At 61.7% G+C, this 18,493-nt stretch carries 23 protein-coding genes; 15 read left to right on the top strand and 8 right to left on the bottom strand.

Going from position 1 to position 18,493, the window contains the following annotated elements:
• Positions 1–144: 144 nt before the first annotated feature.
• Positions 145–579, bottom strand: a complete 435-nt coding sequence (locus ACZLZQ_RS23725) for a helix-turn-helix domain-containing protein (RefSeq protein WP_472951728.1) — start codon at positions 577–579, stop codon at positions 145–147.
• 130 nt (positions 580–709) lie between these two features.
• Here ACZLZQ_RS23725 and ACZLZQ_RS23730 point away from each other — a divergent pair, with 130 nt between their 5' ends.
• Complete coding sequence (locus ACZLZQ_RS23730) at positions 710–1,045, top strand: DUF4113 domain-containing protein (protein WP_472951730.1); 336 nt, start codon at positions 710–712, stop codon at positions 1,043–1,045.
• Here the strand turns inward: ACZLZQ_RS23730 and ACZLZQ_RS23735 are convergent.
• The 5 genes from ACZLZQ_RS23735 to ACZLZQ_RS23755 all read right to left on the bottom strand — a co-directional run bounded on the left by ACZLZQ_RS23735 (position 1,042) and on the right by ACZLZQ_RS23755 (position 3,551).
• Positions 1,042–1,368 (bottom strand): BLUF domain-containing protein, encoded by a 327-nt coding sequence (locus ACZLZQ_RS23735; protein ID WP_472951731.1) that lies wholly within the window; start codon positions 1,366–1,368, stop codon positions 1,042–1,044. The two genes, ACZLZQ_RS23730 and ACZLZQ_RS23735, sit on opposite strands and share 4 nt — an antisense overlap.
• A 70-nt stretch (positions 1,369–1,438) precedes the next feature.
• Positions 1,439–1,816 carry a hypothetical protein gene (locus ACZLZQ_RS23740; RefSeq protein ID WP_472951733.1) on the bottom strand — a complete coding sequence of 126 codons (378 nt, stop codon included), beginning with the start codon at positions 1,814–1,816 and terminating at the stop codon, positions 1,439–1,441.
• A 486-nt stretch (positions 1,817–2,302) separates the two neighbouring features.
• Positions 2,303–2,497 carry a hypothetical protein gene (locus ACZLZQ_RS23745; RefSeq protein ID WP_472951734.1) on the bottom strand — a complete coding sequence of 65 codons (195 nt, stop codon included), beginning with the start codon at positions 2,495–2,497 and terminating at the stop codon, positions 2,303–2,305.
• Between the two features lie 338 nt (positions 2,498–2,835).
• Complete coding sequence (locus ACZLZQ_RS23750; protein ID WP_472951736.1) at positions 2,836–3,069, bottom strand: hypothetical protein; 234 nt, start codon at positions 3,067–3,069, stop codon at positions 2,836–2,838.
• 17 nt (positions 3,070–3,086) lie between these two features.
• Positions 3,087–3,551, bottom strand: coding sequence for a metallophosphoesterase family protein (locus tag ACZLZQ_RS23755; RefSeq protein ID WP_472951737.1), 465 nt, complete (start codon positions 3,549–3,551; stop codon positions 3,087–3,089).
• 581 nt (positions 3,552–4,132) lie between these two features.
• Between ACZLZQ_RS23755 and ACZLZQ_RS23760 the strand changes: the two genes are divergently transcribed.
• Positions 4,133–4,318 (top strand): Rmf/CrpP family protein, encoded by a 186-nt coding sequence (locus tag ACZLZQ_RS23760; protein WP_472951738.1) that lies wholly within the window; start codon positions 4,133–4,135, stop codon positions 4,316–4,318.
• A gap of 23 nt (positions 4,319–4,341) precedes the next feature.
• On the opposite strand, the gene ACZLZQ_RS23765 is transcribed toward ACZLZQ_RS23760, so the two are convergent.
• Positions 4,342–4,632 (bottom strand): hypothetical protein, encoded by a 291-nt coding sequence (locus ACZLZQ_RS23765; RefSeq protein WP_472951740.1) that lies wholly within the window; start codon positions 4,630–4,632, stop codon positions 4,342–4,344.
• Positions 4,633–4,796: 164 nt separating this feature from the next.
• Positions 4,797–5,270 (bottom strand): Ros/MucR family transcriptional regulator, encoded by a 474-nt coding sequence (locus tag ACZLZQ_RS23770; RefSeq protein ID WP_472951742.1) that lies wholly within the window; start codon positions 5,268–5,270, stop codon positions 4,797–4,799.
• A gap of 489 nt (positions 5,271–5,759) precedes the next feature.
• Between ACZLZQ_RS23770 and ACZLZQ_RS23775 the strand changes: the two genes are divergently transcribed.
• The 13 genes from ACZLZQ_RS23775 to ACZLZQ_RS23835 all read left to right on the top strand — a co-directional run bounded on the left by ACZLZQ_RS23775 (position 5,760) and on the right by ACZLZQ_RS23835 (position 18,480).
• Positions 5,760–6,134 (top strand): hypothetical protein, encoded by a 375-nt coding sequence (locus ACZLZQ_RS23775; protein ID WP_472951743.1) that lies wholly within the window; start codon positions 5,760–5,762, stop codon positions 6,132–6,134.
• A 383-nt stretch (positions 6,135–6,517) separates the two neighbouring features.
• Entirely contained in the window at positions 6,518–7,189 is a 672-nt protein-coding gene (locus tag ACZLZQ_RS23780; RefSeq protein WP_472951744.1) for a recombinase family protein, read from the top strand.
• A 249-nt stretch (positions 7,190–7,438) separates the two neighbouring features.
• The gene (locus tag ACZLZQ_RS23785) at positions 7,439–8,068 is read left to right on the top strand and encodes a nucleotide-binding protein (protein ID WP_472951746.1); all 630 of its coding nucleotides are present in this window, start codon (positions 7,439–7,441) and stop codon (positions 8,066–8,068) included.
• A 508-nt stretch (positions 8,069–8,576) separates the two neighbouring features.
• Positions 8,577–8,795, top strand: coding sequence for a hypothetical protein (locus ACZLZQ_RS23790; protein WP_472951749.1), 219 nt, complete (start codon positions 8,577–8,579; stop codon positions 8,793–8,795).
• Positions 8,796–8,976: 181 nt separating this feature from the next.
• Entirely contained in the window at positions 8,977–9,150 is a 174-nt protein-coding gene (locus ACZLZQ_RS23795) for a ribbon-helix-helix protein, CopG family (RefSeq protein ID WP_472951750.1), read from the top strand.
• 182 nt (positions 9,151–9,332) lie between these two features.
• Complete coding sequence (locus ACZLZQ_RS23800) at positions 9,333–10,103, top strand: helix-turn-helix domain-containing protein (RefSeq protein WP_472951752.1); 771 nt, start codon at positions 9,333–9,335, stop codon at positions 10,101–10,103.
• Positions 10,104–10,299: 196 nt separating this feature from the next.
• Positions 10,300–10,467 carry a hypothetical protein gene (locus ACZLZQ_RS23805; RefSeq protein ID WP_472951754.1) on the top strand — a complete coding sequence of 56 codons (168 nt, stop codon included), beginning with the start codon at positions 10,300–10,302 and terminating at the stop codon, positions 10,465–10,467.
• Positions 10,467–10,775: a hypothetical protein gene (locus ACZLZQ_RS23810; protein WP_472951755.1), complete on the top strand. Its 309-nt coding sequence runs from the start codon at positions 10,467–10,469 to the stop codon at positions 10,773–10,775. The genes ACZLZQ_RS23805 and ACZLZQ_RS23810 overlap by 1 nt, the downstream gene beginning before the upstream one ends.
• Positions 10,768–12,720, top strand: coding sequence for a hypothetical protein (locus ACZLZQ_RS23815; RefSeq protein WP_472951757.1), 1,953 nt, complete (start codon positions 10,768–10,770; stop codon positions 12,718–12,720). Before ACZLZQ_RS23810 ends, ACZLZQ_RS23815 begins: the two co-directional genes overlap by 8 nt.
• A gap of 31 nt (positions 12,721–12,751) precedes the next feature.
• Entirely contained in the window at positions 12,752–13,162 is a 411-nt protein-coding gene (locus tag ACZLZQ_RS23820; RefSeq protein ID WP_472951758.1) for a hypothetical protein, read from the top strand.
• Complete coding sequence (locus ACZLZQ_RS23825; RefSeq protein ID WP_472951759.1) at positions 13,155–14,342, top strand: hypothetical protein; 1,188 nt, start codon at positions 13,155–13,157, stop codon at positions 14,340–14,342. The genes ACZLZQ_RS23820 and ACZLZQ_RS23825 overlap by 8 nt, the downstream gene beginning before the upstream one ends.
• A gap of 12 nt (positions 14,343–14,354) precedes the next feature.
• On the top strand, positions 14,355–15,374 hold the full coding sequence (locus ACZLZQ_RS23830) for a hypothetical protein (protein WP_472951761.1): 1,020 nt from the start codon (positions 14,355–14,357) through the stop codon (positions 15,372–15,374).
• Between the two features lie 4 nt (positions 15,375–15,378).
• Positions 15,379–18,480 (top strand): TrbL/VirB6 family protein, encoded by a 3,102-nt coding sequence (locus ACZLZQ_RS23835; RefSeq protein WP_472951762.1) that lies wholly within the window; start codon positions 15,379–15,381, stop codon positions 18,478–18,480.
• Positions 18,481–18,493 lie beyond the last annotated feature (13 nt).

Below are 18,493 nucleotides of genomic sequence, written 5' to 3' on the forward strand. Positions count from 1 at the left end.
TAGGATCAGCTACCAGCGTCTAAAATTAGTAAAACAGACGCTGAAGCAGGTGCACTGGGCCGGCGACATTTCACGAGGGTGTCGCCGGTTCGTGCCTAGCTTGCCATGTCAGGCTAATTTTTGCGGGATATCACATTATTTGGACTAGCAGCTGGTCGTCTGGGACGAGCCAGTAGTGTTGCAGTGCTCTGCAACCGCATGCACAAGGTCCGCGAGGTTTTGTCGTACTCTTCGATCCTTGACCTGGGCGAAGGCTTCGTTCAAGCGCAGGCCGTCTGGCGTCGATAGGAACTGAATGACGGGATCTGCCAAAGGTGGCTCAGCCTTAAGACCTGGCCCCGTCGTGGCATCTTCGACCACTAAAAGATCTTTAACGGTAAAGCCGAGGTTCATGGCGATCGCATGCAAACGGCCAGCGCTAAGTCGGCTCTTCCCGGTCTCATATCTCTTGATCTGAAGAACGGAGATCCCAAGCAGGGAAGCCAAATCTGACTGGCTCAGATCCAACGATAGCCGTCGCAGTTTAATCTTGGCGCCGATCTCGGCATCGAGAGGTTGAACGGATTTAGGCCCGCACATGCATGTCATGTCCCCGCAACGAAGCTAGCTACCGATCTAGAACACTACGATGCGTCCGTAAACTAGGTTCGGACCACCGGTCCCGTATTTGGTCAGCTCCGTTACGCTGCTAGGGTTTGAATTAGCTCGATTGCCGGAAGCGTCAAACGATACCCTCGATCTCATCCGCGCCGCTCAGCGTGGCGCACGGGCGATCTATCGAGATGGTTTCCGCTACTCAAAGGCCGGCATCATCATGGACGACCTCATCCGCGCCGGCTCCGCACCGCGGCCGCTTTTCGATCGACGGGACCGCGAGCAGTCCGAAAGGCTGATGGGCGTGATCGATGCTGTGAACGGGAGGTTTGGTCGAGGGACGATTGCCCCCGCGGCCGCTGGCATCCGGCAGCAATGGGCGACGAAGTTCGACATGCGGTCGCCACGGTACACGACCCGTATCGGTGAACTGCCAAGAGTCACTGCCTAGGCAATGTCCTCGGACATCATCAGCATCATCGGCATCGTCCGGCGGATCATACCCCAATCTTTAAACCGGATGACGTCGATTGGCCCTCGGCCGAGTTCCACCACACCGATGTGCCTAGTGTCAGAAGCAATGCGGTCGAAGAGAGCGCCGACGAGCTCGGTCGGACCCTCTAATATCTGAAGGATAGTCGAACCCTCTACGGCCAAAATACCGGTGATGCCTCTAGCCTGGTTCGCCGCGGCCGACAGCTGGACAATCCTATCGACCTCCTCGATCGTGGTGTCATAAGCCAGGGTGCTTGCGTAGCGAAGACGTGTCAGCATCCGCGACGTCTACTCAGAAAATCCATAAGCTGCCTTATCCCGTGATAAGATTCAGCCTGTCTGAAGGACTCTACGCCTCTTTCGAACCTCTGTCGTCGAATGCAGCTGTTTGGTGAGCGTCCTCTGCCGGGCCCGCGTAGGCGTCGAGAGCCTTAGAGGTCTCTCCTGGAGCAGGCACCATATCCTCTTCTGCCGTTCTGGCGCGATCGGCAATCTCAGCTTTGAGCATATGCTGAGTTCTGGCCACCGTTGTAGTCTCATCCTGGATAAGAACACGCCAGAGGGTCAGTGCTGCCGGAGTGATCAAGGAACCGCGAAAATCATCCATGAGCGCCGACCAATCAACACATTGGTCTAGCATTCGCGAAAGCTCGTTATCCCGAACATCCTTCAAGGAGCCCTGGTTTTCGTATTCGGTTGCCAATGGCAGGTGCGGGGGTGCACTCATAGTTCATGCCTCTTTATGCACCGATCCTTAGCCGGGATTGATTTAGAAGGCATTCACTTTAAATCTGTTCCACTCACATGGCTAATCGAGCTGCGGCTACAATGCCCGTATCCATGTACTGATGGGTGAGCATGGCAGCGATGTCGCTGCGGGCCAATTCTACCAAAGCCTCCGGTGCTGGACGCGATGGTGATCACGCAGCACTGAACCTTGCGCCGCCGCTATGCATTAACCTCTCTAAAAGCGAAGCAGCCGCGGAATTCGGGAATGGGTTTAGCGAGAAATGTACGTGCGATGCGAATCGCGTGGGGAGAAACCGTCGATGATCTCGCGGCAGCGACTGGCGTCCCGGCTGAACAAATCAAACGTATCGAGAAAGGCTTCAAGGGATCAGATGAGCTGATTTTGAAGTCTCTCGCAGGGCACTATGGCGTCAGCATCATGACCCTAAGAAGCAGATGATGGTCGTTAAAGGACTACTTCGATCTACGGCGCTGAGGCAGCGAGTTTGACCATCAAGTCCAAGGCCTGATCCCGCGTGATTTCGACTACGATCTGATCATTGTTTTGAGTATCGACTTTCAAGCAAAATGCGCCGTCAACTCGAACGACCGTAAGGTGGCTGGCTTTCTCGACGATTGAGCAACCCGCTTTGTCTCGATTGTCGCTGTAGTCTGTCATGACCGATCTCCTGGATCTGGCGAAGCTCGAATGGAGCGGTCGTTACATAAGAAGGGTTGCGAGTTGCCCGCCGAAACCCGTATGTTTTTAACAAGATAGCGCCATCCTTATCTGAAACTGACTAACAAGTTTGCTTACGAGCAAACCGACTTCGAGCTTCCGGCATGACGTGATCAACAATTAGGAATTTCAACTGCGGACTCGCTCAATCCTTCTTTCTGTCTGGAATTGGCAAACGAGTCAGGAGGGGTCGGTTCTGCCGGCGCTTGAGTCAGATGACCCGAGCCACCTGGCGGCCCTTCAAGCGTCGCTGATGGGACCCTCCGGCGGCTAGATGATTAAATCACCGAGCGAGCAGCGGCCTCTATGTCCATGTCCATATACTGATCGGCCAACATGCCGGCGATATGGTTGCGGGCCAGCTCCAACACGGCTTCGGCAACCTCTGCTTCGTTCCAGCCGGCGGCTACAGCAGCAGCTATCACGGCCTGGAATGTCGGCTCGATCGCGAATTCGCAGTCGATGCCGCGGTCGGGATGCTCAGGCGGGTGTTTAGGGGCGGTGATATCCATGGGGGCGAGGTAGGGCCTCATACCTCGACGACCAGCGGTTCGGTCGTCGTGGTGCTGGCGTGAATCCACCGCGATACTTTGCCGGTTCTGGTGATGGCGTCGATGTCCTCCCGAGGCTCATCGTAGGTAACGATGACAGTCGGCCCATCGTGAGGTTCATCCAGCGTGGTCAGGATGAACCCGACATCGGGCTTGTGCATACCTATGAAGCGCACCCCCTCGATCGTAGTGGCATCACGCTCGAGGAACCGTAGACGGAGATATTTCTTCGACTGCCGGCGCCCTTCAGCCAGAAGCCGAGATTTGTTCGTCCCATCCAGCTCCATCAGCCCCGCGATCAGCACGACCGGCTTCTGGAATGATAGGCTTGCCTTGTGGAGAGCTTTGACCGGGGTGCCGGCATAATCCCCTGCAATGACGATGATGTCGGCTGTCATGCTCGCTGCCGCGGTCTGCGGCGAGATGATCAGCAGTTTTGTCATGCAATCCTCAAACGAAAATCAATGCTCCTACCATCAGCATGGCAGCAGCTGTCGCTCAGGCCTGCCACACCGGCGCATAAGTGGCGAGTGCGACCAAACGAACGTAGGGTATGCCATCACCGAGCGTTGGCTAGCGCCACAGGTGGCGAGATGGCGCGATGTCACTCCGGCGTGCGGTATTGGGCGTCGGTCATGGCAGACGGCCGGTTGTCATTGTCTGCACGGTTCGTGTTTAATTAGCCCATTAAAAAAACGAGATCCGAGAAGAATGAGCGGCTGGGTTTTGATATTCCTTCTCATCATGAGCATCGCGATTCCAACATTCGTTCTTGGCGTCGTGGCAGGCCGATATCTATGAGGGAATGTCCGGCGACAATGGCCACATGCTCGATGTCCGTCCCGATGTGGCGCCGGTCTCTTTGGAATCCGTCATGGTGGTCGGGCTGCGCCGTAGCGCTGTGGCATAGACTAGTCCACGCCTTTGCGATTTGGATTCCGACAAGGACGGTTTTCGGAATCAATCGCCGGCGATAATGTCTGCTTGCCCTGCACCATAGGCAGATTCAATTTAGAGGCATGTCATGATCGGTCGATGGTTCAACGAAGGCGTCGAAGCATACGGCAAAGGAGTTCTTGCTAACGATTGCCCGTATCCTATGGGTTCAGAGCAACAGGGCCAATGGCTGGCCGGATGGACCCAGGCGCATGGTCGCGCCACGACAAGCCAACCAAGTGCAATTACTGAACCGAATGACAACGGTGAATAGCTTTAAAGCCGCATCAGAAGGCTTTACCGGGTAGCGACAAGCTGAGGATCAGCATCAAAGGTCACCAGAAGTTTTCCACTCTGGGAAATTGTCCAGTCCACCGTCGCCGACTGTTCAAAGACATCTTCGGTCACAGCTTTACAGGCGCCATAAACCTTTTCTGCCGATGAGCCACTGAGCCGCATTTGTAGGGACATGTCAGACTCGCAATCAGCGACATCTTCGTACGCGACCATAGAGGCCGGCAGTTCTGTACAAATTGATGCGTTGGTGTTGCAGCCAACTAGCAGCATCAGTGCAGCGACATGTTCCATCCAAGCTCTCCCTCGGTCAGGAAAAGCCGGGAACTGGCTAATGGTTCCTGTGGTCTGCACGTCCGATGGGACGAGCCACCCTCACCGACAACAACGGATTCAAGGGAGATAGAATGCTGGCAGCAAGGATCGTCACGACCCTCGACTGCCTGGTTCAATGACGGTTAAGACGCGTCAGCGTTTTTGCGGGTAGCCTTGCGGGCAGGCTTCTCAGAAACTGGCTCGCCTGACCTCTTGCGTCCAAGGCCAAAGCTCATTGCTAGCGCGGAACGTCTTGTAGCGTAATCCGCAGCCACCATCGGGTAGTCAGACGGCAGACCCCATTTGCGACGGTAGTCGTTCGGCGTCATGCCGAATTTGGTCATCAGGTGGCGCTTCATCGACTTGAAGTGTTTTCCGTCTTCCAGGCAGATGATGTAGTCCGGAGTCACCGATTTCTTGATGGGAACCGCCGGCACTAAGGCCACGGGCTCGGGAGCCGCAGCGGGCGCAGTGCCAAGCGAACCAAGGGATTGGTGAATGCTAGCGATCAGGTCGCTGATCTCCGTCGTGGGAACACGGTTGTTCCCGACGTACGCCACGACGACCGAAGCCGTCAGTGCGAGAAGATCATCGCTCTGTGCCTTATCGTATTCCATAATTTTCCTTCGGCTCGGTCAGTATTTCAAGTGAAGCCCGTAAATTATCGTCGAGCGTACATATTTCAACCCCGCAAAATTTGGCATACTATGCAGCATGAATACAACAATATCGGATTTCGGCAGGCCCTACGTGCTTTTGGGGTTTCAGACGGACTCTGAAGGCCGGCATTTTGCCACCCTCATACCGGCGGACACGGCACCGAATGACGTAGGCGCTGTCGAGGTGCCCTGTCCGCGAGGAGTCCTGAAATTGCCGCGACATATGCAGGCAGAGTGGGCGCGTGTGGAAGCGGAGAAGCGTGACCTTAGGTCATGAGACGGGCGTGACGGCCTCGCCCTGCATGCTTTCAGCAGATCAGCAGACGGAACTCGACATTGAAGCCGCTGCGAAATCCGTTCTGTAGCGAAAGGTCACTATCGGATTTTCCGACAGGGCGCTCGCAGCCCTAAGAAGCCAAGGCTGAGTGATCAATCAAGGATAGAGCGATGACAAAGAAATGGGTTCGATCGGCTGTGCTCATCTTTGGCTGCGCTCTCCCGGCAATAGCTGACGCTCAAGAGGCCCCGGCTCATAAGCGATGGGTGGATGCCACCTGTAGCGTCTCGCTGGAGGCGGCGCCGAGGAAGGGCGTCCCCGGCTTCAGGGTCGCTGCGCTGCAAGGAGCGTATCGGAACTATTGCCGCCTGGTGAACTGGCCGCTGGATAGAGCCGAGGCTGATCTGGTTTGCGAGGACAAGACCGCTCTGACGCTGGCTTTCGAAGGCGCCGATGCGGTGTTAAACGGGCTCGATCTGCTGGCGAGCGGTGAGGCACGGATAACCCTGCTGCCGGCTGGAGATTTGCGGTTGAAGTGCCAGTAAGGACGGCGCCGGAGCAAGTCGCCAAAATGGCGACATGAAATCAGGCGGCAATGGCTGAAATTACAGCCAAGAAACTGCCGACGCACCTCGACGCGGAACTGAAGTTCACGCCCCCAGTCGCACACCTTAAGTCTTAGGGATGGGGCGCTTGGAAGCCGAGGTGGGCGGGACGCCGCCTCGGCGTGGCGTGGCCTGATGTCGGGAATTTCGGCGTTGAGGGACCTGCATCATACAGGTGGCTTATCGGGTGCGGCCAGTGTGCGCGGCACTCGATGCGGCGGGATTTATCAGCGTCTATCCGTGCCCCTCTTGTTTGACCCACGTTTTCGGGCATTCTGTTCCGCAATCTCAAGATTGCGCTACAAAACCGGACGTGTGCCACCATGAAAGCCATTGCCTACGTTCGGACCAGCAGCGCGGCGAACGTCGGCGAAAACAAGGACAGCCACCAGCGCCAGGCGCTCGCGATCAATTCGTATGCGGCTCGGGATAAGTTCGAAATCATCGCCTCCTATTACGACGCTGCCGTGAGTGGTGCCGACCCGATCGACACCCGCCCGGGCTTCGCCCGCCTTCTCGACCACATTGAGGGCAACGGCGTTCGCACGGTGATCGTCGAGGATGCCACCCGCTTCGCCCGCGATCTCCTCACCCAAGAGCTGGGCATCCTGCTGCTGATCAATCGAGGCGTCACTGTCCTGACTGCCGGCGGAGAAGATCTGACGCAGACCGACGATCCGATGAAGAAGGCGATGCGGCAGATTGCCGGCGTGTTCGCTGAGCTGGAGAAGACGCGCCTCGTCGCCAAGCTGCGCGGGGCACGGGAGCGGAAGAAGGCCGCGGTCGGAAAGTGCGAGGGCCGCAAAAGCCATTCCGAGATGAACCCGGAGATCGTCGCTATGGCAAAGCGCCTGCGCCGGAAAAACCGCACCACGGGCAAGCATCGATCATTCCGCGAGATATCGGCAATGCTGGCGGCCGAAGGGCATCTAAGTGCGACCGGCAAGCCTTATGTCGCCTCGGCCGTCCAGAGCATGATCGAAGGCCCCATGTAGGCCGCTGGCTCAAGGGTATCGCTTTAACTGATACCCTTGAGCCTTCCCAGGAGCTCACGAACAGGGCCGACAAATCGGCGCTGTTCGTGAGAGCCCCTGCCCTATGGCCAGCGTGAGGCAAGCTTGGCGGCAGATGTTGGCGGTCTGTATCTGCGCTGTTTGCAACGCTGCATCCGATCATCGGAGCAATGTCTTAATCGGCGTTGTGAGATACAAGTTACGAGCAACGGCTGAACGGGACTGCGGCGCATGAAAACAATCGCAGTTGTCTCTCGGAAGGGCGGCGCGGGGAAATCGACCCTAGCCGCTCACCTGTCCGTACTGGCGGACGCTCCAGACAAGCCAGCCCTTTTGATCGATGCCGACCCTCAGGGATCGCTGGCGTTCTGGCATTCGATGCGAGCGGCCGAAACCCCGATCCTCGCCCAGGCAGACCCAAAAGACCTTCCCGATATTCTGAGTGATGCCAAAGCCGCAGGGATCGCCTGGGTGATCGTCGATACCATGCCCCATGTCGAGGTTGGCATTGCACGGGTGATTGCCCTAGCCGATCTCTGCATTGTCCCTACTCGCCCCGCGGCATTCGACCTCGCCGCAGTGAAGGCCACGCTGGATCTCGTCGAGGCCAACGGGAAGAAAGCATTCGTCGTCCTCAACTCCGCTCCGCCTAAGCGCCTTCTCGACGTGTCGACCGTGCGTGATAGCAGAGGCGTTCTTGCCGGCATGGGCGCCGACGTGTGGTCCGGACAGATCTCGCAGCGAGTGAATTTGTCTCATGCGATCCTATCGGGCTCTGCAGTGTCCGAGACTGAGCCAGGCGGTTCAGCTGCGCGTGAGATTGCCGCGCTCTGGAAAGCCATTTTGAAGAAGGTGCAGTGATGGCAACGAAACCCGACTTTGGGCGCCTGGGCGAACGTCTAGCGAAGAAGGCACCAGAAGCTGAGGTCGCCCAAGCCTCGCCGATGGCACAGCCTGAGCCCTCCGCTACCGCCTCGGATGACGCCCAGAAGGGATACCGCCTGGATGGCGCCCCGCGGCGAAGAATGCCGAAGGGGTCGGGAACCGCTTCGGACCCGCGGAAGGCTGCGCTTGTCCGGCTCGACAAAAAGACTTGGCGGCTGCTGAAGGATCTGGCCCTCGATGACGAGCGCCCACTGCAGGACATCCTAGAAGACGCCGTACACGCATATCTGGAGCGTCGAGGGGCGAAGACAGGATAAGTGCCTGCCCGCTTTCAGTTTCAAACAGCTGGCGTTAAAAGATACAAGTTACAACGTTAGATGGTTGCGAATTGCAGCCATGCGGCGTTGAGTTCTAACCGCGGCCGATTGCCAGAGTGCGCTTTTGCCGCCCAATCGTCGTCTTCACTGTCGCAAGAGGTAGATACGTGGATTACGAAATCGAGCACGTTCAGGACTTCAAGAATTACGAGATTGCGAAGCTGCGGCACCCGCAGGGGGATGGCTGGGCGCTGATTGCGTTCTTGAAGCCGAACCGCTCGGCCTTGGTCGCAAAGATCGACACAGGGCCTACAGAGCTTAACCACAATGCGTTGGTTCGGCTCAAGAAGGAGATCAAGAGGCTGACCGGCTACTCCAAGATCTGAAGTGCTTCGCCCGAACCGAGCCTTGCGTGAAGCTGGATCGCTTAGTTTGCGCAGGCATGGTCTCACTGGAAAGACTCGCGTAGCCTCTACTAGTCGCAATCAAATGGCAGCCGATTCCATGCCTCGCATATCCACAGCTCCTAGCGTAGCCGAGTCTCGCGCCCGACGCCGCGCTATGGGAATGCGTTCGACGGAAACCGTGCTTCATGAGGACGAGATTGCCGTTCTCGACGATATCAAAAATCGCCTCGGCCTTGGCTCTAGATCGGATGCAGTGCGCATCCTGATCGCCAAGTTGGACCCGAGCACCATCACCACGGCCGACGCCGCTGCGCTTATCAAAGGCGCCGTCTGATGCCGACCCTCAACACCAATGCGGAGACGCGATAGCAAAGAAAAAGGCCCCGAAGCGGGAGCCGCCTGGAGCCTCTATCTGATTTCTGGACAACTTCAGAAATAGGCCCCTCCGACCTCATCGTCAAATGAAATCGCGGCTTCCCGCCACGGCCTTGCTTTGCCTCGCGCAAGGAACGGACCATGACGGCAGAACGATATCGCACGCCTATGCGTGTGCCTGCGCTGGCCTATGCCCCAGATCTGGGGGATGGAGCGGCAACGCCACTTCTCGACCGTTGGCCGGCAGAGGAAGTGCATCCCGACTTCGCTGCGCGTGCCGCGATTTGGAAGGACCAGAGGGCAGGGGTGATCAGCCTGGCAGAGGCGCAGCGGCGGTCCGCGCTCGTCGGCCAAGTGAAGGTTGAGCCCGCCATCAGGCGCAATGCCCCGCCACGGCCGCGCCACACCCGCCCAGCCCCCAACGACAGCCGCCAGTATGCAGGCGACATGGCAACGACGGCCTCCCGGGATGATCGCCTCACCCCGAACGCGAAGGCCTTCCTGGCTGTCCTGAGGGCTCGTTGCGGCAAAGGCCGGGAGACGACGATCACGAAGGGCACCGCCGGCGCCGTCATGTCGCGCTCGCCGCGGACCATCCGCCGCTACCTCATCGACCTCGTCAGGTTCGGCTACGTCGAGCTCAAGACGCGCTGCAATGATCGAGGGCTCCACTTGGGGCTCACCGTCACCCTCACGGATCTGGTGATGCCTTTCTACGAGGAGGCCAAGGGGCTCGCCCGGTGGCTTGCCGAGACCCCGCAGGCCGTCGACATGCATTTCATTGGTCGGGTCCTTGGAAATAAGGGGGTGACAAGCTTGTCACTCAAAAACCAGATCCAGAAATATCGTCTTCTAGCAGGTCAGAAAATGGCCAAGAGGGGTCACTGGGAAGCGAAATCCGCGCCTTCGTGAACCTCGGCCGAGACTTCCATCATCCATATCCCGCCGCAGTCTGGTGACTGCCTGACAAGGGCGGGCAGCGCTATGGAGACCCCGCGGCCAAATAGTTCCCTGAGAGACACCAAGAGCCATCGAGTAAACAATTGATATCGTTGATGAATTCTCTGACTTTCGGTAATGTTGCCGGAACGAACCAGAGGATGCTCCGATGTATCGCTATCCAGAAATTCTCAATCTCCGTGTCACGCCAGGCACGACAAGTGCGCTGAATTCCATTGCCCAGGCGCAGGGAAAGCGGGTCTCGACCGTTGCCCGCGAGGCCGTCGACGAGTTTGTCCGCCGGGCAAGCACCGAAGAAACGTCGAAGGCCGCCTGATGAGCGGGCTCGCCTACAAGTCGGCAGTCCACAACACTGCGCACATGCTCCTGTGTGCGGGTGGCGGCGACTACGTGTTCGAGCACCTGATCGCCACCTTTCGAAACGCCGAAGGCATCAAGGCGCATTCTGCCGCAAGGCTCGATCACTCAACGAATGTCCTCCTTAGCCGGGGCGCCACCCTTGAGGAGGTCAACGAGCTGATGGCCGCGGCATCCGACTTCGGATCGGCCAACGTACTGCTCTACTACTCGTCCTATTGCGCCCTTGATGTGGCTACCAAACTGGAGGCCGGCGGCAATGCCTAAGGCTCGCAGTGTCGCCGAGACGATCGCAGGAGAAGCCGGCGGCAAGACGAGGGCCGAGCGCTACGCCGACATGAAGGCCATCGCCTCAGTCGTGGCGAACCGCTCCGCCATGCTTGGGGTTACGCCTCATCAGGTCGTTTCCCTGCAGTCGGAATTCAACGCCTACGGCAAGACGTTGCCGGCGGGCACTGCGGCACTGGTCGGTCTCGCCCAGCAGGCAATCGATGACGTCGCCATAAACGGCCCGATCAACGATGCGACGTTTTATGCGAAGCCCGACGTGGTCGGCAATCTCCCGAAGGGCCTCGCAGTCGTCACCGAGACCGCATCACATCGCTATTTCAGCGACCCCAAGATGCGCGGCATCCGAACTGCAGTCGGTGTAAAATCGCCCCAGGCCCCCGCCACTCGCGTGGCCGCGGCGCCAGCAAATGTGCCCGCGCCGACTGCGCGACCCTCCGGCGGCCTTCTCACCGGCGCCTCTGCGGCGATCTCCGGGCTTCTCGGCACCTCGGCCGCCACGCCGACCGCTCGCTCGACCGCTTTGTCGTATGCCCAGGAGGGGAACCTTGCCTCCCGCCTCGGCCCCGTCTCGACGCAGGGCGCACTTTCGCCGGCGAAGGCCGCCAATGTCACCGGCCGCCTCAATGCGGCATTCGGCTCAACCGCATACGCCGAGAGCGCGCCGCGCGCGGGTGCCCGTGCCACAGGCCGCGCCTCCGTCAACGTCGTCGATGGCCTCACCAGCGGGCTTCTCAGCGACGAGAAAGCTGCCAACGTCACGGACCGGCTGAACAATTCCGAAGAGTCCGGGCTTGCCACTAGGGCGGGCGCGGGTGCCGCTGCCAACTTCTCCGTCAACATGGGCGGGCTAATGAGCACGGCACGGGCCCCAACAGGCGGGCTTCTCGGCGTAAGCTCTGCGCAGGCCGGCACGCTCGGCGCCGCGCCTGCCCGCGCAGCTCCGGCGCCCGCCAAGGCCCCGGCATCCACCGGCTTCGCCGGCCCGATCGGCTCGCCCCGGTCGATGGAAGCGACGATCGCCGGCCCGAACTTCGGCGTGCGCAACGTGCCGGCGGCCGCCCCGCGCGCCGCGCCGGCTCCTACAGTGCGCGCTGTGGCGGCTCCTACGGCTGGGGCCATTGCGAGCGTCGCGGCAAAGGCGGCCGTTCCGTCCACCCCGCAGATGCGATCTCCTCGAGCGATCGAGGACGCATCCATGGCGGCTCTGGCCGCTGCCAAGCCCTACACCGCGCCGCCGGCCAGCTTCCAGACGCCAGCATTCTCGACCGTGGCGCCGAAGATCGACGCACTGGGCCAGCCGCCCATTCCGGGCTTGCAGAGGGTGGCGGCACCTGTCGCCGCGCTGCCCGCGCCCGTCAATGTCGCGCCGGCGCGCCGGGTAGCCGCTGCGCCCCGCGCCGTCACCGCGGCTCCTCGCGTCACGGCCCAAGTCGCGAACCCGATGTCGACCGGCCTCGGCCTGCCCAGCATCCCCGACGCTCCCACGCAGCCAGGCATGTTCCAGTCGGGCGGCCTGCTGTCGCGGAACGCAGGGGCGATGATCGGCGGTGTGCTCGGCACTGTGGCTGCCGGTCCGCTCGGCGGCATCCTTGGCGGGCTCATCGGCCGCAGCATGCAGAACGGCGGCGGCGGGACGTCAAGCAACGCGGCGCAGGCGGCCGGGCGCGCCGGTTGGGACGGGTTCAGCGGCATGACGTCGGCCCAGAGCGCCGCGGCCAGTGGCGCCAGCAAGGGCGGCCTGCTCAGCGGCTTCTCGGGCGGTGGCCTCTTTAGCGGTGGCAGCAGCAGCGGCGGCGGGAAATCAAGCAGTTCAAGCGGCTCGAGCAGTTCGGCGGGGTCGAAATCATCGTCCGGCTCGTCCCGCGGCGGCGGCATCGGGCCTGGCGGCAGCGGCGGGCGGGACCCGAGCAACAACAAGTAGCAGTCAAGGACCGCAGCGAGAGTAGCCGAAAATGAGCGAGACCAAGAACTACCAGATAATCGACGAGAGCGCGGTGATGGCCGAGTTCAACCGGATCTGGCCATTCCTCGAGCCCGCTGCGGAGCGTTCCGGCACCTTTGGCCGGGATCATGTGGAAACGGAAATCGCCAGCGGCCGGGCTCAGCTTTGGTCCTCGGAGGACAGCGCGATCGTGGCGAGCCTGCGCACTCTGCCGAACGGCGAGAGCTGCATCTACGGCTGGCTGGCCGGCGGCGCCCTGGAAGGCGTTCAGGCGCTCATCACGCAGGCCGAACGATGGGCCAAGGCGTACGGCTGCACCAAAGCGGCGATCACCTGTCGGAAGGGGTTCGAGCGCGCCCTTCGTGCGGACGGATGGGAAATGCAGAGCATCATGCTCGTGAAGGAGCTTCAAAATGGGTGACCTTTTCGGCGGTGGCGACACCAAGACGACGACCGAAACCAAGTTTTCGAAGCCTGTTCAGCAGGCCCAGAATGCGCTTGTCAGCGGCGCAAACAAGGGCATTCTGCCCTACCTCAACGACCCCTCGGCCTACGTCGCGCCGCTCAATAGCTCGCAGGAAGCTTTCGGCGCCGGCGCGAATAATCTCGTCGGCTACAATGCCGGGTCGAACATGGCCGGGTCTCTTCCCGACTATGCGTCTCGCTATTCCGGGTTGATCGGCAGCCTCAACCCGCAGGCCGGCGCTCAGAACCCGAATGCACTCGCGCCATTCGTCGGCGCATCCGGCGCGGGCTCGATCGATCAATTCATCCCCGGCTATTCCGAGCGGGCGATCAACGCCTCCACGATCAGCCAGGGCGATATCGACGCCTTCGCCAATCCCTTCCAAGACGAGATGATGGAGGTGGATGCTCGCCAGCGTGGCGACGCCTACCAGCAGGGACAGCGCGATATCGGCGCTCGAGCGGCCGCAGGCGGCGCGTTCGGCGGTGGCGGCTCGGGCGAGTACCTGGAGCGCGCCATGGGGGCCCGCGACTACCAGCGGGACTCTGCCGACGCGGCAACCAAGATCGCCTATGACAGCTACGGCATGGGCGCCAATCTGGCGCAGGGCAACGCCGCGGCGGAGACTGCAGCGCTGCAGAGCGCCGGCAACGACATCTACGGCAGGGCGATCGGCGCCGCGGGCTATGATGCGAACGAGACGAACAACCTGTTCAACCGCGCACAGGCCTCGGCGGCATACGGCGGGGGCGTCACGAATGACGCTTTCGCCCGAGATCTTGAGGCTCGCGGCTTCGACCTCTCCGCCCTCACAGGCGCCTCTGGCTACGATCTCTCCCGAGGCAACTTCAATAACGGCTCGGCCAACGACTACACATCCCGCCTAACCTCATCCCTGGGCCTTCTGGGTGGCTACGGCGACCTTCAGCGTGGTGTGGCGCAGCAGACGGGCGACAGGGCCTATACGCAGTTCTCCCGCCTCGCTCCGCTGATCCCCGGTGTTGAAGGCAGCAGATCTACCACTGCGCCGAGCCAAAGCCCTGGCATCGGTCAGACGCTGCTCGGCACGGCCCTGACAGTCGGCGGCGCGCCCGTCGCTGGGGGCGGATCTCTCTTCGGTTCTTGGCTCGGTTAAAGGGGCACTTCGATGTCGGACACACCTCCCGGTTTCTTCCAGACGGACGCTTTCGGCAACATCCTGCAGGCGGCGGGCATGTCCATGCTGTCGTCGCCCCGCGGCGCGCCCCTGGCCAGTATGGGCGGCTATCTTCCGGCGCTGCAGAAGCAGAGCCAGGATCGGATGAAGGCGTCTAAGGAAGAGGCGCAGCAGAACAAGACGCTGGCCTATCTGCGGGAGAAATTCCCCGACATCGCAGCGCAGGTAGATGCCGGCCTGCCCGTATCCGACGCTTTCAACTTCGCGCTGAAGAAGGAAACGCAGGCTCGGGACGACGCCCAGTTCTCCCAGACCTTTGGCCTGCAGCAGGCGCAGTTTGGCCTCCAGCAAGATCGGGTGAACTTTGAGAGGCAGCAGGAAGAGGGGCGCCTGAACAAGACGATGGAATGGGCGCAAGGCACCGGCGACCCGGATGTGATTGGCCTCGTTCGTGCCGGCGACTTCAACGGCGCGGTTGGCATCTACAAGGAGAAGCGCAAGCCTGCTGGCGGGGCAAACCTCCCCTCGGGTTTCATGCAGGATCCGAACGACGCGTCCCGTTTGACGCCGATTCCTGGCGGTCCAGGCGAACAGATCCCAGGCGAACTCGCCGCCCGTGTAGGCCTGGCTGACAATTTCCTGAAGCAGGCACCCGCGCTCTTGGAAAAGGTCAAGGCGGGCGACGCCACTGGGCCGGTCGATCGCGCCATCGGCGGCGCTCTCTCGAGCTCCAGTCAGGCAGAAGTGATGCGAGGGCTGCAGAGCGGAACCGATGCCCTCATGCGCATGCTGACCGGCGCCGGCATGACCCAATCCGAGGCCGATGAATACGCCGGGCGATATCGGCCGACCTACACCGACGATGCGAATTCTGCGGCTCAGAAGGTCCAGCAGCTACAGGTCGAGCTGGAGACCATCCGCGACAAGGTGATGCGTGGCCGCGGTGGCGCAGCTCCGGCCGCCACACAATCGTCCGCGCCGAATTACCGCAGCAAATACGGGCTGGAGTAGCCGCATGTCCGATCTCGCACGCATCAAGCGCAACGTGGCCAAAATGGCCTCCATGAATGCCCCGGAGTCGGACATCGACGGCTATATCGCGTCCGAGGGTACGACGATCGACGCGGTGCGCGATTTCCGGCTTGGCCAAGAGACGCAGCCGGAACTCACTGCCTCGCCGGCGCCGGCAGAGCGCTCCCCGTTGCAGTCCGCTGCAGTTCGGGGTGATCCCCCGATGGGGGGCGCTGCCCTCAATGCCACAGCGGGCGCGAATGAGGCTCTGTATGGCATCCTCGGCGCGCCGGTCGATTTGGTGCGAGGCGCCATGAACCTCGGCATCCGAGGCGTCAACGCCGCCTCAGGATCCGAGATTGCTCCTATCCCTGAGGACTCGTTTGGCGGCTCTCGCTCGATCGCGCAGGGCATGGGTGCGGTGTCGCCAGTGCTCGACCCCCGGAACACCGTCGCCTCAACGACGGAGGATCGCATCGCCCGCGGTGTTGGCGCAGGTGTAGCCGGCTCCGTCCTTCCGGCGGGTGTCGTCGGGGCGGCAAGTCGGGCCGGCGCCATTGGTCCAGCCGCCGCCGAAATCGGCGCCCAGGTTCTTGGCCGTTCGGGCAGCGTCGGTGCCGTTGCCGGCGAGGCCGCGGTTGGTGGCATCAGCGGGGCCGGCGCCTCGGCCGCGATGGAAGCCGTGCCTGACGAGTACAAGCCAATTGCAGGCATGGCGGGCGGTCTACTGGCCGGCGGTGGCGCTACTCTCGCTGCGGGCCTTCCGGGTGCAGTCCGCACCAGCGGCCGCGCTGCCGGCGACTTCCTTGCTCCTGCGACAGAAGCCGGGCGGGAGCGTCTCGCCGCGGAACGTCTCAGGGGCAGTGCAACGGACATCGATGCGGTTCGCGAAACCCTCGACAACCTGCCGAAGGATCTCGTCCCCGGCTCGCAGCCGACCACTGGCCAGGTGACCGGCGACCTGGGCATTCTCGGCGCCGAACGCGGTGCCTCGGTGAAGAGCCCCGAGCTTTTCGCCCAGCGCCGCGCCGATCAGAATTCGGCCCGTGTCGGCTCGCTGGAAGGGATCCAGAAGGGTGGAGCTCCGGAAAAGGTGGCCGACGCCCTCCGGTCCCGCCTGAAGACGATCGAAGATGGCCTCGACAATATCGAAGTGCGGGCCCGCAGCGAGGCTCAGGGACGCGCTGGCGGCATCGGGCAGGGAATGGACCCCTCCAGCGCTGGCGACCGTCTCCGGGGCTCCTTGGAGGCTGCTAGGGCCCAGGCGAAGGAGCAGGAGCGGGCTTTGTGGTCGTCCGTCGACCCGGACGGGACGCTTGTCCTCTCCACCGGCAATGCCCGGCAGCAGCTAAAGCGCGAGACGCAGAACCAAACGATGTCCGGAAAGGCGCCTGTCGACGAGGAAGCCGCCATCTATGAGGTTCTCGGGCAGTACCGCGAGGCAATGCCTTTCCGCGAAGTGTCGGACCTTCAGAGCCGGGTGAAATCCGCCATGCGCTCGGAGAGAATGGCGAATGGCGAGAGCATGGCATATGGTCGGATGTCGCGACTGAACAGCGCCATCTACAAGGACCTCGAGCAGGCCACGGCCGCCAAGGTCCAGCAGCAGGAGCGAGCGGTCGCGGCGGGCCAGATGAATGCGGACGACACCATCGCCGCAGCCATGTTGAGACAGCGCGAGGAATGGCTTGCAGAACGACAGCAGGCATCGACCGGGGAAAGTGGTGGAACGCGTCCTGTCGGATATGCCGGACGCGGATCGTCTGCCGTTTCTCGCCTATCTGGAACAGCGAGCGAAGCAGGACGGGAACTTGGCCCATCTTCGGGCAATCCGCGACTACCACCAGATGGTCTCCAGCCCAACTTCGATCCCGACGCCCTCGGACGACTGACGGCCGCCAGGGACGCCACTCGGGAGCGGGCCCAGACCTTCGACAACAAGCTGCTGGCACCCATGCGCAAGCGGCCCGCGACGAATGCCCCCTATGAGATGGCATCCGGCGATGTCGCCGGTCGCGTGTTTTTCCCGCAGGCCAAAAGTGCCGACGCCATCCAGCAATTCCGCCAGGCGGTAGGCGATGCCGAAGCTCTGCCGGTCCTGCAGGAATATGCAATCGGTCGACTGCGCCGTGTTGCCCTTCGCGACGACGGCAGCTTCGATGCCGGCAAGCTCGATAACTGGCGCCGGGCACATGCCGACGCTCTCCGGGCATTTCCTGATCTCGATCGCAGTCTTGCCGATGCGGGTCGTGCGGCTGAGACGCTTGGCACCGTGCAGAAGCAGCGGACGGCCGCGGTGTCGGAGGCGCAGAAGGGCGCGCTTGGCCGCTTCCTCCACCTCGACACGCCGGAAGACGTGACGCGCACCGTAGGATCTATGTTCGGCGCCCAGGACAGCATGAACCGCTTCCTCAAGCTCCGGGCTGCCATTGGCAAGGACAAGGAAGCCCAGCAGGGCCTTCGCCAAGCCATCGCAGACCACATCCGCATGCAGCTCGTCGGGAACACCGAAGCCGGCACGTCAGGCATCGGCACAGTGAAGTCGGACCAGTTCCAGACCTACTTTCGGAAGAACCTCGGCGCCCTGAAGGTGGCGGGGTTCACCGATGACGAGGTGAAGACGATGGGGGCAATTGCCGAGGATCTGCAGCGGGCGAACCGATCGGTTGCGGCAGTCAAAAACCCCGGCGGCTCGGACACGGCCCAGAACCTCTATGCGGCGGGCAGGGGGGATAAGCCCTCAATCCTTGGCCGCCTGGTCGCGAACCTGCCGGCTGCGGTGGGCGGCGTCGGCGGCTTTGTCGCAGGCGGGCCATTCACTGCCATCGCTGGAGCCGTAGGGGCGAAAACCCTGGCCGATATCCGATTGGCCGGCATCAATGGCGTGGACGATCTGGTGGCCGATGCGCTCCTGAACCCGCAGAGGGCTAAGCTCCTGCTGTCGAAGCCGACGACGCGGGCGAACGAGACGGCGACCATGCAGATGTTGGGCCAGCTCTACCGCCGATCGGCCTCGGTCAGTGGCGGCGCCAGCCTGACCAGCAACGGGGATCAGGATGAGGGCGACGGCAGCCTGCAGATCACTATCGGCACGGGGCGGAGATAGGCCATGAAAACCA

The sequence above is a fragment of the Mesocryomonas lacus genome, assembly GCF_055730105.2.